Source organism: Leclercia sp. GHBNCSD (assembly GCF_055805075.1).
The window spans coordinates 1,530,939-1,545,116 of record NZ_JBQVYO010000001.1 but is presented as its reverse complement, the minus strand read 5'-3'; the positions used below and the strand labels follow the sequence as shown (position 1 = coordinate 1,545,116).

General features: G+C 56.9%; 12 protein-coding genes. 6 read left to right on the top strand and 6 right to left on the bottom strand.

The window, feature by feature from the left end; translation table 11 throughout:
* Window positions 1-30 precede the first annotated feature (30 nt).
* Window positions 31-2,472, top strand: a complete 2,442-nt coding sequence (rnr, locus tag ACT3IC_RS07550; RefSeq protein WP_156653768.1) for a ribonuclease R — start codon at window positions 31-33, stop codon at window positions 2,470-2,472.
* 64 nt (window positions 2,473-2,536) lie between these two features.
* A complete protein-coding gene (gene rlmB, locus ACT3IC_RS07545) occupies window positions 2,537-3,268 on the top strand; it encodes a 23S rRNA (guanosine(2251)-2'-O)-methyltransferase RlmB (RefSeq protein WP_039028446.1) in 732 nt (243 codons plus the stop codon).
* Window positions 3,269-3,355: 87 nt separating this feature from the next.
* Here the strand turns inward: rlmB and ACT3IC_RS07540 are convergent, their stop codons facing one another.
* On the bottom strand, window positions 3,356-4,645 hold the full coding sequence (locus tag ACT3IC_RS07540; protein WP_103177972.1) for an MFS transporter: 1,290 nt from the start codon (window positions 4,643-4,645) through the stop codon (window positions 3,356-3,358).
* Between the two features lie 182 nt (window positions 4,646-4,827).
* On the opposite strand from ACT3IC_RS07540, the gene ACT3IC_RS07535 reads away from it, so the two are divergent.
* Entirely contained in the window at window positions 4,828-6,450 is a 1,623-nt protein-coding gene (locus tag ACT3IC_RS07535; RefSeq protein WP_159340438.1) for an isovaleryl-CoA dehydrogenase, read from the top strand.
* A gap of 3 nt (window positions 6,451-6,453) precedes the next feature.
* On the opposite strand, the gene ACT3IC_RS07530 is transcribed toward ACT3IC_RS07535, so the two are convergent.
* The 3 genes from ACT3IC_RS07530 to bsmA all read right to left on the bottom strand — a co-directional run bounded on the left by ACT3IC_RS07530 (window position 6,454) and on the right by bsmA (window position 9,302).
* Window positions 6,454-8,379 (bottom strand): methyl-accepting chemotaxis protein, encoded by a 1,926-nt coding sequence (locus ACT3IC_RS07530; RefSeq protein ID WP_159340439.1) that lies wholly within the window; start codon window positions 8,377-8,379, stop codon window positions 6,454-6,456.
* A 171-nt stretch (window positions 8,380-8,550) separates the two neighbouring features.
* The gene (gene yjfN, locus ACT3IC_RS07525; protein ID WP_103177975.1) at window positions 8,551-8,838 is read right to left on the bottom strand and encodes a DUF1471 family protease activator YjfN; all 288 of its coding nucleotides are present in this window, start codon (window positions 8,836-8,838) and stop codon (window positions 8,551-8,553) included.
* A 134-nt stretch (window positions 8,839-8,972) separates the two neighbouring features.
* Window positions 8,973-9,302, bottom strand: coding sequence for a biofilm peroxide resistance protein BsmA (gene bsmA / locus ACT3IC_RS07520; RefSeq protein ID WP_159340440.1), 330 nt, complete (start codon window positions 9,300-9,302; stop codon window positions 8,973-8,975).
* Window positions 9,303-9,440: 138 nt separating this feature from the next.
* Between bsmA and yjfP the strand changes: the two genes are divergently transcribed.
* Entirely contained in the window at window positions 9,441-10,172 is a 732-nt protein-coding gene (yjfP, locus tag ACT3IC_RS07515) for an esterase (RefSeq protein WP_103177976.1), read from the top strand.
* Here the strand turns inward: yjfP and ulaR are convergent.
* Window positions 10,169-10,924, bottom strand: a complete 756-nt coding sequence (ulaR, locus tag ACT3IC_RS07510; RefSeq protein ID WP_103177977.1) for an HTH-type transcriptional regulator UlaR — start codon at window positions 10,922-10,924, stop codon at window positions 10,169-10,171. The two genes, yjfP and ulaR, sit on opposite strands and share 4 nt — an antisense overlap.
* Window positions 10,925-11,032: 108 nt before the next feature.
* Window positions 11,033-12,097, bottom strand: coding sequence for an L-ascorbate 6-phosphate lactonase (ulaG, locus tag ACT3IC_RS07505; RefSeq protein WP_159340441.1), 1,065 nt, complete (start codon window positions 12,095-12,097; stop codon window positions 11,033-11,035).
* Between the two features lie 354 nt (window positions 12,098-12,451).
* On the opposite strand from ulaG, the gene ulaA reads away from it, so the two are divergent.
* Window positions 12,452-13,852, top strand: a complete 1,401-nt coding sequence (ulaA, locus tag ACT3IC_RS07500) for a PTS ascorbate transporter subunit IIC (RefSeq protein WP_103177979.1) — start codon at window positions 12,452-12,454, stop codon at window positions 13,850-13,852.
* A gap of 12 nt (window positions 13,853-13,864) precedes the next feature.
* On the top strand, window positions 13,865-14,170 hold the full coding sequence (ulaB, locus tag ACT3IC_RS07495) for a PTS ascorbate transporter subunit IIB (protein WP_103177980.1): 306 nt from the start codon (window positions 13,865-13,867) through the stop codon (window positions 14,168-14,170).
* Window positions 14,171-14,178 lie beyond the last annotated feature (8 nt).

Genomic DNA, 14,178 nt, shown 5'->3' with positions numbered 1-14,178 from the left:
TCCACCGGAGATGACAACGGAGGAACCGCTATGTCACAAGATCCTTTCCAGGAACGCGAAGCCGAAAAATACGCGAACCCTATCCCCAGCCGCGAGTTCATCATTGAACACCTCACAAAACGTGAAAAACCTGCCAACCGTGAAGAACTTGCCGCTGAACTGAACATTGAAGGCGAAGAGCAAATTGAAGCCCTTCGCCGCCGCCTTCGCGCAATGGAGCGCGACGGACAACTCGTCTTTACCCGCCGTCAATGCTATGCCCTGCCGGAGCGTCTCGATCTGCTGAAAGGCATGGTAATTGGCCACCGTGATGGTTACGGCTTCCTGCGCGTCGAAGGCCGCAAGGACGACCTCTACCTCTCATCTGAACAGATGAAAATGTGCATTCACGGCGACCAGATCCTGGCCCAGCCGCTGGGTGCAGACCGCAAAGGGCGTCGTGAAGCGCGCGTTGTGCGTGTGCTGGTGCCAAAAACCAGCCAGATCGTAGGCCGCTACTTCACGGATGCCGGCGTGGGTTTTGTGGTGCCGGATGATAGCCGCCTGAGCTTTGACATCCTCATTCCGCCTGAAGAGGTGATGGGCGCGCGGATGGGCTTTGTGGTGGTGGTTGAGCTGACTCAGCGTCCAACCCGTCGTACCAAAGCGGTCGGTAAGATTGTGGAAGTGCTGGGCGATAACATGGGCACCGGCATGGCCGTGGATATGGCACTGCGCACCCATGAAATCCCCCACGTCTGGCCAAAAGCCGTTGAAGAGCAGGTTGAAGGGCTGAAAGAGCAGGTACCGGAGTCGGCAAAAGCGGGCCGCGTGGATCTGCGCAGCCTGCCGCTGGTCACCATTGATGGCGAAGACGCCCGTGACTTTGATGACGCCGTCTACTGTGAGAAAAAACGCGGCGGCGGCTGGCGTCTGTGGGTAGCGATTGCCGATGTGAGCTATTACGTCCGGACCGGTACGCCGCTGGATGGCGAAGCGCGTAACCGCGGCACCTCGGTCTACTTCCCGTCCCAGGTGGTACCGATGCTGCCGGAAGTGCTCTCCAACGGCCTGTGCTCGCTTAACCCGCAGGTTGACCGTCTCTGCATGGTTTGTGAAATGACCATCTCCAGCAAGGGGCGTTTAACCGGCTACAAATTCTATGAAGCGGTGATGAGTTCACATGCGCGCCTGACCTATACCAAAGTGTGGCATATGCTGCAGGGGGATCGGGATCTGCGTGAACAGTACGCTCCGCTGGTGAAGCACATCGAAGAGCTGCATAACCTCTATAAAGTGCTGGAGCAGGCGCGTGAAGAGCGCGGCGGGATCTCATTTGAGAGTGAAGAGGCGAAGTTCATCTTTAACGCTGAGCGTCGCATTGAGCGTATCGAACAGACCCAGCGTAACGATGCCCACAAGCTGATTGAAGAGTGCATGATCCTGGCGAACATCTCCGCGGCACGCTTCGTTGAGAAAGCCAAAGAGCCTGCGCTGTTCCGTATCCACGACAAACCGACCACCGAAGCTATTACCTCTTTCCGTACCGTACTGGCGGAGCTGGGTCTTGAGCTGCCGGGGGGCAACAAGCCGGAGCCGCGCGATTACGCCGAGCTGCTGGAATCGATTAGCGATCGCCCTGACGCGGAAATGCTGCAAACCATGCTGCTGCGTTCCATGAAGCAGGCAATTTACGATCCTGAGAACCGCGGCCACTTTGGTCTGGCGTTGCAGTCTTATGCGCACTTTACCTCGCCGATCCGCCGTTATCCGGATCTGTCACTGCACCGTGCCATTAAGTATCTGCTGGCACATGAGCAGGGCCACAAAGGCAACACGACCGAAACCGGGGGTTATCACTACTCCATGGAAGAGGTCCTGCAGCTGGGCCAACACTGTTCCATGACCGAACGCCGCGCTGATGAAGCGACGCGCGACGTGGCGGACTGGCTGAAGTGTGACTTTATGCTGGATCAGGTCGGGAACATCTTTAAGGGCGTGATTGCCAGCGTCACCGGTTTTGGCTTCTTTGTACGCCTTGATGAACTCTTTATCGATGGTCTGGTGCATGTCTCATCCCTGGATAACGACTACTACCGTTACGATCAGGTTGGGCAGCGCCTGACCGGCGAGTCCAGCGGCCAGACCTACCGTCTGGGCGATCGCGTGGAAGTGAAGGTCGAAGCCGTCAACATGGACGAGCGTAAGATTGATTTCAGCCTGATCTCCAGCGAACGCGCGCCACGTAACGTAGGTAAAACCGCGCGGGATAATGCGAAGAGAGGGGCCGCCGGAAAAACCAGCGGCAAACGCCGTCAGGCCGGTAAGCGGGTAAACTTCGAGCCGGACAGCGCCTTCCGTGGTGAGAAAAAACAAAAGCCGAAGGCCGCGAAGAAAGAAGCCAGAGCCGCCAAAAAACCGTCGGCCAAAACCCAAAAAATAGCTGCGGCGACCAAAGCGAAGCGCGCGGCAAAGAAAAAAGTGGCGGAGTAATTCTCCCCTGACCTTGATCCTCTCCCGGCAGGGAGAGGTGAACAGTAATTAATGAGAACCATCAATGAGTGAAATGATTTACGGCATCCACGCGGTGCAGGCCCTGCTGGAGCGCGCACCGGAGCGTTTTCAGGAAGTCTTTATTCTGAAAGGGCGTGAAGATAAACGCCTGATGCCGCTGATCCATGCCCTGGAAGCGCAGGGCGTGGTGATCCAGCTGGCGAACCGTCAGTACCTGGATGAGAAAAGCGAAGGGGCAGTACACCAGGGCATCATCGCCCGCGTGAAGCCGGGCCGCCAGTATCAGGAGAACGATCTGCCGGATCTGATCGCCGCGCTGGATAACCCGTTCTTCCTGATCCTCGACGGCGTGACCGATCCGCACAACCTCGGTGCCTGCCTGCGTAGCGCCGATGCGGCGGGCGTCCATGCGGTGATTGTGCCAAAAGATCGCTCCGCGCAGCTCAACGCGACGGCCAAAAAAGTGGCCTGCGGCGCGGCGGAGAACGTACCGTTGATCCGCGTGACCAACCTGGCGCGCACCATGCGTCAGTTACAGGAAGAGAACATCTGGATCGTCGGTACTGCGGGTGAGGCAGACCATACCCTGTTCCAGAGCAAAATGACCGGTCGTCTGGCGCTGGTGATGGGGGCGGAAGGTGAAGGCATGCGCCGTCTGACGCGGGAGCATTGCGACGAACTGATCAGCATTCCGATGGCGGGCAGCGTCTCGTCCCTGAACGTTTCCGTAGCAACCGGCATCTGCCTGTTCGAAGCGGTACGCCAGCGCGGGTAGTCTGTTGTGCCCGGTGGCGCTGCGCTTACCGGGCCCACGGTCCGTGCTGTTGTAGGCCGGGTAAGGCGAAGCCGCCACCCGGCACTATCACTCCTCCAGCGACCGCAAATGGTCATCCTTCTTAAGCGTCATCAGCGCCACAATACTCACCACCGCCGTGACCATCACGTAATAGGCCGGAATATCCAGGTTCCCCGTCTCTTTTATCAGCCCGGTAATGATTAGCCCCGCACAGCCCGAGAAGATGGCGTTCGACAGCGAATAGGCCAGCCCCAGTCCGGTATAGCGCACCCTGGTCGGGAACATCTCTGACAGCATGGCCGGGCCTGGCCCTGCCAGCATCCCCACCAGGCCACCGGCAATCAGCACCACTATCGCTTTCACCGCCAGGGTGCTGGACTCCGCCTGCAAAATTTTCAGCAGCGGCAGGGCAAGAATCAGCAGCAGCGCGGCGGCGATAACCATCACCGTGCGGCGTCCGATGCGGTCGCTGAGGATCCCCGATGGGATAATGGTCAGCGCAAAACCGATATTGGAGATGACCGCAATCAGCAGCGCCTGGTTAAAGCCCGTATGCAGGGCCGATTGCAGGTAGGCGGGCATGATCACCAGATAGGTATAGCCGGCGGCAGACCACACCATCACCCGGCCAATTCCCATCCCGATGGCTTTCAGCGTGTCGCTGGTGCGCGCCTTCACGGCCACCGGTTTGGTTTGTTGCTTCACGAAGCTGGGCGTCTCTTCCATGCTCACCCGCAGCCACAGGGCCACCGCCCCCAGCGGCAGGGCGATAAAGAAGGGAATGCGCCAGCCCCAGTCGTGCAGGGCGTCTGGCGTCAGCAGCGCGGAGAGCAGCGCCACAATGCCCGCGCCGGCCAGCAGACCCAGCGCGACGGTAAAGGACTGCCATGCGCCGTAGAGCCCACGTTTACCGCGCGGGGCGAACTCGGTCATCAGCGACACCGCACCGCCATACTCTCCCCCGGCGAAAAGCCCCTGCAGGATCCGCAGACCGGTGATGATGAGCGGGGCGGCAATGCCGATGCTGGCATAGACCGGCACGATGCCGATTGCCGCGGTTGCCAGGGTCATCATCACCAGCACGATAATCAGTGTGGGTTTGCGGCCGATGCGATCGCCAATCCGGCCAAATATGATGGCCCCCAGCGGACGAAAGAAGAAGGCGATGGCGAAAGAGGCGTAGGTGAGGATCAGGCTGGTCAGTCCCGCCTCACCGCTGAGCTGAAAGAAGTTCTTCGCGATCACGGTGGCGAGAAAGCCGTACACCGCAAATTCGTACCATTCGATGAAATTACCAATTGAGCCAGCAATTAAAGCGCGTTTATGGGCATCCGGCGCCCGTTGAGTGGTTTGCATCGTCATCTCTCCATGAGGGTAAGAATAAATTATTCACCATAACAAACGATAAGAAATTTATTATTCGTTCATTGTGTGACCAGATTCACGCTTGAGCGTGGCGATATTGTGCGCCCGCTGCTGTGCAGCGCCTGCCCGGTTTGTCCATACTTATTCCATTGCCATAGAAGGAGGGATACGTTATGCACTGGCAGACGCACACTGTTTTTAATCAGCCTGCGCCACTCACCAACAGCAACCTGTTTCTTTCCGATCGCGCGCTGTGTGAAGCGGTCAATCGTGAAGGTGCCGACTGGGACGCCGGGCTGCTCGCCAGCATCGGTCAACAGCTGGGTACGGCAGAATCCCTGGAGCTTGGCCGCCTGGCCAACGCCAATCCCCCTGAACTGCTGCGCTATGATGCCAGCGGAACCCGGCTGGATGATGTGCGCTTCCATCCCGCCTGGCACCTGCTGATGCAGGGGCTTTGTGCCAACCGGGTACATAACCTGGCGTGGGAGGAGGAGGCGCGAAAAGGGGCCTTCGTGGCCCGGGCGGCACGTTTTATCCTCCATGCGCAGGTTGAGGCCGGCACGCTTTGCCCCATCACCATGACCCACGCCGCTACGCCGCTTTTGCAGCAGGCGCTACCGCGCGCGTTTCACGACTGGCTGGCGCCGTTACTGAGCGACCGGTATGACTCGCATCTGGCGCCGGGTAACCAGAAGCGCGGCCTGCTTATCGGGATGGGAATGACGGAAAAGCAGGGCGGATCGGATGTTCTCAGCAACACCACCCGGGCAGAACGCTGCGGCGACGGGAGTTATCGGCTGGTGGGGCATAAGTGGTTTTTCTCGGTGCCGCAAAGCGATGCCCACCTGGTGCTGGCGCAGGCCAAAGGCGGCCTGTCGTGCTTCTTCGTCCCCCGTTTTCTGCCCGACGGTCTGCGCAATGCCGTGCATCTGGAGCGCCTGAAAGAGAAGCTGGGTAACCGCTCGAACGCCAGCAGCGAAGCCGAGTTCCTCGATGCCACCGGCTGGCTGCTGGGCGAAGAGGGGGAAGGGGTGCGCCAGATCCTGAAGATGGGCGGCCTCACCCGTTTCGACTGCGCGCTCGGCAGCCACGGCCTGATGCGCCGGGCCTTCTCGGTGGCGTTGTACCATGCCCACCAGCGGCAGACTTTTGGCAAAAACCTGATCGACCAGCCGCTGATGCGCGATGTGTTAAGCCGCATGGCGCTCCAGCTGGAGGGGCAGACGGCGCTCTTGTTCCGCCTCGCGCGGGCCTGGGATCGCCGGGACAATGAACACGAAGCCCTGTGGGCGAGGCTGTTTACTCCGGCCGCGAAACTGGCGATCTGCAAAGCGGGGATACCCTTCGTCGCCGAAGCGATGGAGGTTCTTGGCGGCATTGGCTATTGCGAAGAGAGCGAGCTGCCGCGCCTGTACCGTGAGATGCCGGTTAACAGCATCTGGGAAGGCTCGGGCAATATCATGGGGCTGGACGTGCTGCGGGTGCTGGCGAAGCAGCCTGGCGTGATCGATCTGCTCTTGGCAGATTTTGCCGAGGTTAAAGGTCAGGATCGTCATTTCGATCGCAGCTGGCGGCAGCTTCAGCAAAAACTGCGTAAACCGCAGGAGGCGCAGGGCAGAGAGATCGCCCGGCAGATTTACCTGCTGGGCGCAGGGGCGCAGATGCTGCGCCACGCTTCTCCGCCACTGGCGCAGGCCTGGTGCCGTGAAATGCTCGACGCCCGTGGCCGATCGTTGCTCAGCGAGCAGGTCCAGGACGACCTGCTGCTGCGCGCCACGGGCGGCGTGGCCTGATCCTTACAGGCGGAACAGGCTGACCAGCTCGGTCAGGTGTGAACCCTTCTCCCGCAGGGTTTGCGCCGTCTGTTCGCTGCGTGAGACGCGGTCGGCGTTGATATGCGACGCTTCGCCGATATGGGTCATCGCCAGATTCACCTGACCGATACCCGCCGACTGCTCGTGGGAGGCATGGTTAATCTCGGTTACCAGCGCCTTGATGTTATCGATGTGCGCGATGATGCTCTCCATCGCCTGGCGGGTCTGCTCCGACAGGGCGTGGCCTTCGCTCACCTTGCTGAGCGTATCGCCAATCAGCTGCTCAATCTCCTTCACCGCGTTGGCGCTGCGCGCTGCGAGGGCGCGGACCTCCTGGGCTACCACGGCGAAGCCTTTACCGTGCTCGCCCGCCCGGGCGGCTTCGACGGCGGCGTTGAGCGCCAGAATATTGGTCTGGAAGGCGATCCCCTCAATCACCCGGGTAATGGCTTCGATACGTTTCGATGCCTCGCGAATATCATCCATGGTGGAGACAGCATTGCTGACGGTCTTCCCGCCCTGGTGCACCGCCCGGGAGGTTTCGCCGACCAGATGCTGGGTCTGCTCCATATTGGCGGCGTTCTGCTGCACGGTGGCCGCCAGCTGCTCCATACTGGCGGATGTCTCCTCCACGCTGCTGGCCTGCTTATTGATCTGCTCGGAGATCTCGCCGGTATCCGCCGCCAGGGCGTTGGTCCCCAGATGAATATCGCCCGCAGCTTCCCGCACCTGGAGCACGATTTTTTGCAGCCCGCCGCCAATGCCGTTGATGGCGCCGATCAACTGACCTACCTCATCCTGACGGGTGGCGGGCAGGGTGGCGCGCAGATCGCCTGCGGCATACTGTTCGGCCAGGCCAATCACATCGCGCAGCGGGCGCGTGAGCCAGCGGCGGATAATAAACACGAACAGCATGGCAAAGAGCGCGGAAAGCGCCACGCCCGCCAGCAGGAAGCGGTCGCGCATGTTGGTCACATCAGCCAGCAGTACGGTTTTATCCACCTCGCCCACAATCGTCCAGTTCCAGCCCGGTAGCGGTGTCCAGGCCATGATCAACGTGCGGCCATCAGCGCTCTGGCGTTCCAGAGTGCCGGATTGATCCCCCAGCAGCTGTTGCTGAACGGCGTTATCCCACTTCGGCAGCTCTCCCTCCTCTGCGCTATGGAACAGGTACTGGCCGTGGTTCTTGCCGTTACTGCGGTTCAGTACAAAGAAGTGACCGCTCTCGCCCAGACGGCGGCTAAGGATCTTCTCGCGCATGACGTTCCAGGAGTGGGTAATGTCGACCCCAACGAAGATAATGGCGATCACCTGCCCGCCCGCATCTTTTACCGGCTGGTACTGGGTGATATAGCGCTTACCGAACAGCAGGGCGAGGCCGCGATATACCTCGCCTTTGTTGACCACTTCCCATGCCGGGCTGGCATGGTCGAGTACCGTACCGATGGCCCGGTCGCCGTTCTCTTTACGCAGCGAGGTCGCCACGCGGACAAAATCGTCGCCGCTACGGACAAAGAGCGTAGAGATCGCGCCGGTGCGATTCAGAAAATCATCGGGGGTGGTGTTGTTCTCATGCAGTTCCGTATCGCCGCCTTTCAGCAGGGGGACGCTCTGGTCGTTGATGACGCGGGTCTGGCTGGCATCAATACTCAGCGGCTGCGGTAAAAAGGTGGTGAACAGGCGGGTGTAACTTTCTACCTCTTCGGTGAGGCTGGTATTGAACATCTGCACCATATCCACCACGCCGGTAGACTGGTTATGCAGGTCTTCTACGGCCAGCGATTCAAGTTTTTGACTGGCGTTGTAGCTCAGGAGAAAGGTGAAAAGTAAAAAGAGAGTGGCAACACTCAAGCCGGTAAGCAGCGATAGCTTTGTGCCCAGACCTGCACGGCGGAAAAAGTTGATCATAAATTGCTCATTGTTAAAAAGGTATCGCTTTTCAACGGCAGAGCGGGGATAACATTTATTGGCTTTATGTAACAAAATGTTACAAAGTTATCTCGGAGGAGTTATGGCAAGGATAATAGAATTGTAAAGATTAAAAAGCCACTCTTTTTTAGTGGCTTTTATTGACGATTTTCAGACATAAAGTATGGCCTGCGCCCGCCAGCGATCGGCATGGCTCTCTTCCTGCATTTTTATGATGCGATACCATGAGGCACCCTGCTCATCGGCCTTCAGCGCGATCATGCGCTCTACGTCCTGCGGGCTCCCTGAGATATCACTCACAGAGATCAATCCAATTTCGTTTAAACCCGTCACACAATCAGCGCTGGCAAATTCAGCTGACTGTGCTGCCGTACTCACCAGACCGGCTGAGAGTAGCAGTGTGGTCAAAGCAAGAGATCGTTTCATCGTCAGCTCCATTTTACGTGTCCCCGGTATCCGCCGGGCAATCCTTCGCTAATAAACTCATTCCATTGTCACTGGCTGGAGTTTATTGTGGACAGGAAAACGTCTATGGACGCAAAGCAGTGTAAATGTCGTTTAAATACCGCGCGTTATTTACGGTATAAAATGGCTTGCGAATACCATTGTCCCGTCACGATGGTTTCATCGATAAGGACAATGACGTAATAATCTGCTTTCGCGGCGACAGCTTTTGCTTTAATGGCCTCTGCCGCATCATCGGGAGAGCCTCGCTCGAGTGCGGTCACGGTACCCATTCGCTGTAATCCTTCCGTTTGATTACGACGTATCTCCTGGGGGTGATCGGCGACCGGTGGCGCAGGCTGCGGCGTACCTTGCAATACGCTACATCCGCCCAACAACACCATCAGCGTTAAAGCAGCAAACTTTCGCATAAACCTGTCTCGTTTCCTGATAGCCATAGTGTAGATCTCTGTTGATTTGACATTGGGGGAATGTTCCCAAATTGTTAGCTATAGCGTAAATTTCGAATGAAAATTGTGTGAAAGCGTAAGCCAGTTCTCAACATTATGATTCACCCATAAGTATGAGGCCCAATAATGATTGAACTTGAAGTACGGCAGCTTGGCGACCATGAGATTGTACATGCTGTTCCGGCAGGAAAAGGGGCTAAACCGCTTCCGGTTGTTATTTTTTATCATGGTTTTACCTCATCAAAACTGGTCTACAGCTATTTTGCGGTGGCGCTGGCGCAGGCAGGTTTTCGGGTGGTAATGCCGGATGCCCCCGATCACGGGGCCCGTTTTAGCGGTGATGAGCAAGCCCGCCTGGGACAGTTCTGGCCGATCCTGCATGGCAACCTCACCGAGTTTGCCCCGCTGCGGGATGCGCTATATCAGGCCGGGCTGGTGGCCGATGAACGGCTCGCGGTGGCCGGGGCTTCAATGGGGGGAATGACCGCGCTGGGCATTATGGCGCGCTATCCGGAGGTCAAATGTGTGGCAAGCCTGATGGGCTCGGGCTACTTTACCTCGCTGGCCCGCACGCTGTTTCCGCCGCAGCAACCCGGGTCATTCGCGTCGATGGTCGCACCGCTTGCTGACTGGGAGGTAACGACCGCGCTACCGCGTCTGGCTGACCGCCCGCTGCTGCTGTGGCACGGTGAGGAGGATGATGTGGTGCCCGCCGGGGAGACGTTCCGCCTGCAACAGGCGTTGCAGCAGGAAGGGCTGGATAAAAATCTGACCTGTCTGTGGGAGGCGGGAGTCAAACACCGTATTACGCCGGGTGCGCTCGACGCCACGGTCGCGTTTTTCCGCCAGCACCTTTAAACGCGCAGGATCTTCACACCCTGATCTTCCAGTTTCTGGAGGATCTGTGGATTAGCGTTTTTACCCGTGATCACCATGTCTATCTGCTCGGCACGGCTGAAGAGCATGCCCGCACGTTCCCCAACCTTGCTGCTGTCGACCAGGACCACCAGCTTGCCGACCACGTTCAGCATCTTCTGCTCCGCCATCGCCGTCAGCATGTCGGTTTTATACAGCCCTTCGGCGGTGAGCCCCTTGCCGCTGGTAAACATCCAGTGGCCGGCATAGAGCGTGTTCTCGCTGTCCTGCGGGCTTAGGGTGATGGACTGGCTCTTGTTGTACTGCCCGCCCATGATCACCACGCTTTCGTGCTCCTGGTCGATCAGGTAGTTGGCCAGCGGCAGGTAGTTGGTGATGATCTGCACCGGTTTGCCGCACATCTCACGACCCAACAGAAAGGCGGTGGAACCGCAGTTGATCACCACGCTTTCGCCAGGATTAACCAGCTGGGAGGCGGCTCTGGCAATACGCACTTTCTCGTCGTGGTTCTGCGCCTGATGGATATTCATCGGCGACCAGCGTGGGCGCTGCTGGCTGATCCCTTCCGCGCCGTTACGCACCTTTTTCAGCTTGCCGCTCTCATCAAGTTTGTTGATATCCCGGCGTGCCGTGGCGGGAGAAACGCCCAGCCGGGCAATCACCTGCTCAACGGTAACAAACCCCGTTTGCGCCAGGAGTTCCAGTAAGATTTGATGACGTTGTGCTTCTGTCATGAGCTATTCCGAAATAAATTGATTTTAAAAGATGATATTTGAAATAGCCTGAAATTACTAAGCAAAAGTTGGAATCGCCAGGCACAGCGCCTGGCGATGAGGGGACAATTACAGGAAAGATTTGAACGGCAGATCCGGCTCAATGGTAAAGCAGTCGTCAAAGCCGCGCGGGTAGTGATATTCGAAATTATCTTTATCCAGCGGCCAGGTAAACTTGCCGCCCACCTGCCAGATAAAGGGCTTAAAGCCATATTTCAGACGATCTTTTTTCATCTCCCACAGCACGCGGATCTCCTGCGGATCGGCCTGGAAGTTTGACCAGATATCATGGTGGAACGGGATCACCACCCGGGTATTCAACGCTTCAGCCATGCGCAGAATGTCAGCGCTGGTCATCTTATCGGTGATGCCGCGCGGGTTTTCGCCATAGGAGCCCAGCGCCACGTCGATATGGTGCTCGTTACCGTGTTTGGCATAGTAGTTGGAGTAGTGTGAGTCACCGCTGTGGTACAGCGTACCGCCCGGGGTTTTGAACAGGTAGTTTACCGCACGTAGGTCCATGCCGTCCGGTAACACACCCGCGGCCTTCTGATCGGCTGGCAGAGTAATCAGCGCTGTACGGTCAAACGCGTCGAGGGCATGAATTTCAATGTCTTTGATTTTCACCACATCGCCCGGTTTCACCACAATGCAGCGCTCTTTTGGCACGCCCCAACCGATCCACAAATCGACGCAGGTCTGCGGTCCAATGAAAGGCACGTCATCTGCGCAGTTCTGCATGACTGCCGCCGCGACGTTAACGTCGATATGATCGTTGTGATCGTGGGTCGAGAGGACGGCATCTATCTGACGAATCGCAAAGGGATCAAGGACAAATGGTGTGGTACGCAGGTTTGGCTGCAGCTTCTCGACGCCCGCCATACGCTGCATCTGATGGCCTTTTTTCATCAGTGGGTTGCCGTGGCTCTGTTTGCCGGTGCCGCACCAGAAATCGACGCAAACATTAGCCCCGCCCTGAGATTTCAGCCAGATGCCGGTACAACCCAGCCACCACATTGCAAATGTGCCCGGCGCGACCTGCTCCTGCTCGATCTCCTCATTCAGCCAGCTTCCCCATTCCGGGAAGGTGCTGAGGATCCATGATTCGCGGGTAATAGTGTTCACTTTACTCATAGTCAGACTCCCTCTCTATCACAAGTAATCATTTGATGACATGTTTTGATTGATATTGTCACCAATGAATCAGCATTGCAATGGTGTTCTGCGAGCGTTACGCCAATATAAAGCTGCTCTGATTAAAAATAATATACGTGATTTTTATGCTTTTTATTATATAACTTATTGAAATAAATGATTTTTATTGGTGTTTTGCAGATGCAGATAAAGACATTGCACTTAGGGTGGAAATAATTTGCGTGATACGTCACAAATAATCAAATTCAATCTTGTCGTGATTATTTGTGATTACTAGAGTGGGGGCCTGTTGTACGAACACCAGGCATCGTATTGCCTTTACCGGAGAGTGTTATGGAGATCCTCTACAGCGTCTTTACCGTCTTTTTTAATCAGGTCATGACCAACGCCCCGTTGCTGTTGGGTATCGTGACGTGCCTGGGTTATATCCTGCTGCGTAAAAGCGTGAGCGTGATAATCAAAGGCACCATTAAAACCATCATCGGTTTTATGCTGCTTCAGGCGGGTTCAGGCATTTTAACCAGCACCTTTAAACCCGTTGTTGCCAAAATGTCGGAAGTCTATGGCATCAACGGCGCCATATCAGACACCTACGCCTCAATGATGGCCACTATCGAACGTATGGGAGATGCCTATAGCTGGGTAGGGTACGCCGTCCTGCTCGCACTGGCGCTGAACATCATTTACGTTCTGCTGCGTCGGATTACCGGCATCCGCACCATCATGCTCACCGGCCACATCATGTTCCAGCAGGCTGGATTGATTGCGGTTTCCCTCTATATCTTCGGCTACCCGATGTGGACCACCATTATCTGCACGGCGATCCTGGTCTCGCTCTATTGGGGCATCACCTCCAATATGATGTACAAGCCGACGCAGGAAGTGACCGACGGCTGCGGTTTCTCTATCGGCCACCAACAGCAGTTTGCCTCATGGATTGCCTATAAAGTCGCCCCCTATCTGGGGAAAAAAGAGGAGAGTGTTGAAGATCTGAAGCTGCCCGGCTGGCTGAATATCTTCCACGACAATATCGTCTCTACTGCCATCGTGATGACCATTTTCTTCGGTGCGATCCTGCTCTCATTCGGTATTGATACGGTGCAGGCGATGGCCGGTAAAACGCACTGGTCTATCTATATCCTGCAAACCGGCTTCTCCTTCGCGGTAGCGATTTTCATCATCACCCAGGGCGTGCGCATGTTCGTGGCCGAACTGTCTGAGGCCTTCAACGGTATTTCTCAACGCCTGATCCCTGGCGCCGTACTGGCAATTGACTGCGCGGCGATCTATAGCTTCGCGCCGAACGCCGTCGTCTGGGGCTTTATGTGGGGCACCATCGGCCAGCTGATTGCGGTGGGCATCCTGGTGGGCTGCGGCTCCTCCATCCTGATCATTCCTGGCTTTATCCCGATGTTCTTCTCCAACGCCACTATCGGCGTGTTCGCTAACCACTTTGGCGGCTGGCGCGCGGCGCTCAAGATCTGCCTGGTAATGGGCATGGTTGAAATCTTCGGCTGCGTGTGGGCGGTCAAACTGACCGGTATGAGCGCCTGGATGGGCATGGCGGACTGGTCGATTCTGGCACCGCCGATGATGCAGGGCTTCGCCTCTGTCGGCCTTGCCTTTATGGGCGTCATCATTCTGATTGCACTGGCGTATATGTTCTTCGCCGGCCGTACGCTGCGGGCGGAAGAAGATGCGGAAAAACAAACAGCAGAAGTTTCTGCTCACTAAGGAGTTTTGATTATGACCGTACGTATCCTGGCTGTGTGTGGCAATGGGCAAGGGAGCTCCATGATCATGAAGATGAAAGTGGACCAGTTTTTAACCCAGTCAAACATTGACCACACGGTAAACAGCTGCGCGGTGGGTGAATACAAAAGTGAACTGAACGGCGCGGACATCATCATCGCTTCTACCCACATCGCCGGTGAGATTAGCGTCGCAGGCAATAAATACGTGGTAGGGGTGCGCAACATGCTGTCGCCTGCGGACTTCGGCCCAAAATTGCTGGAAGTGATCAAAGCGCACTTTCCGCAAGATGTGAAGTAAGGAGAGGC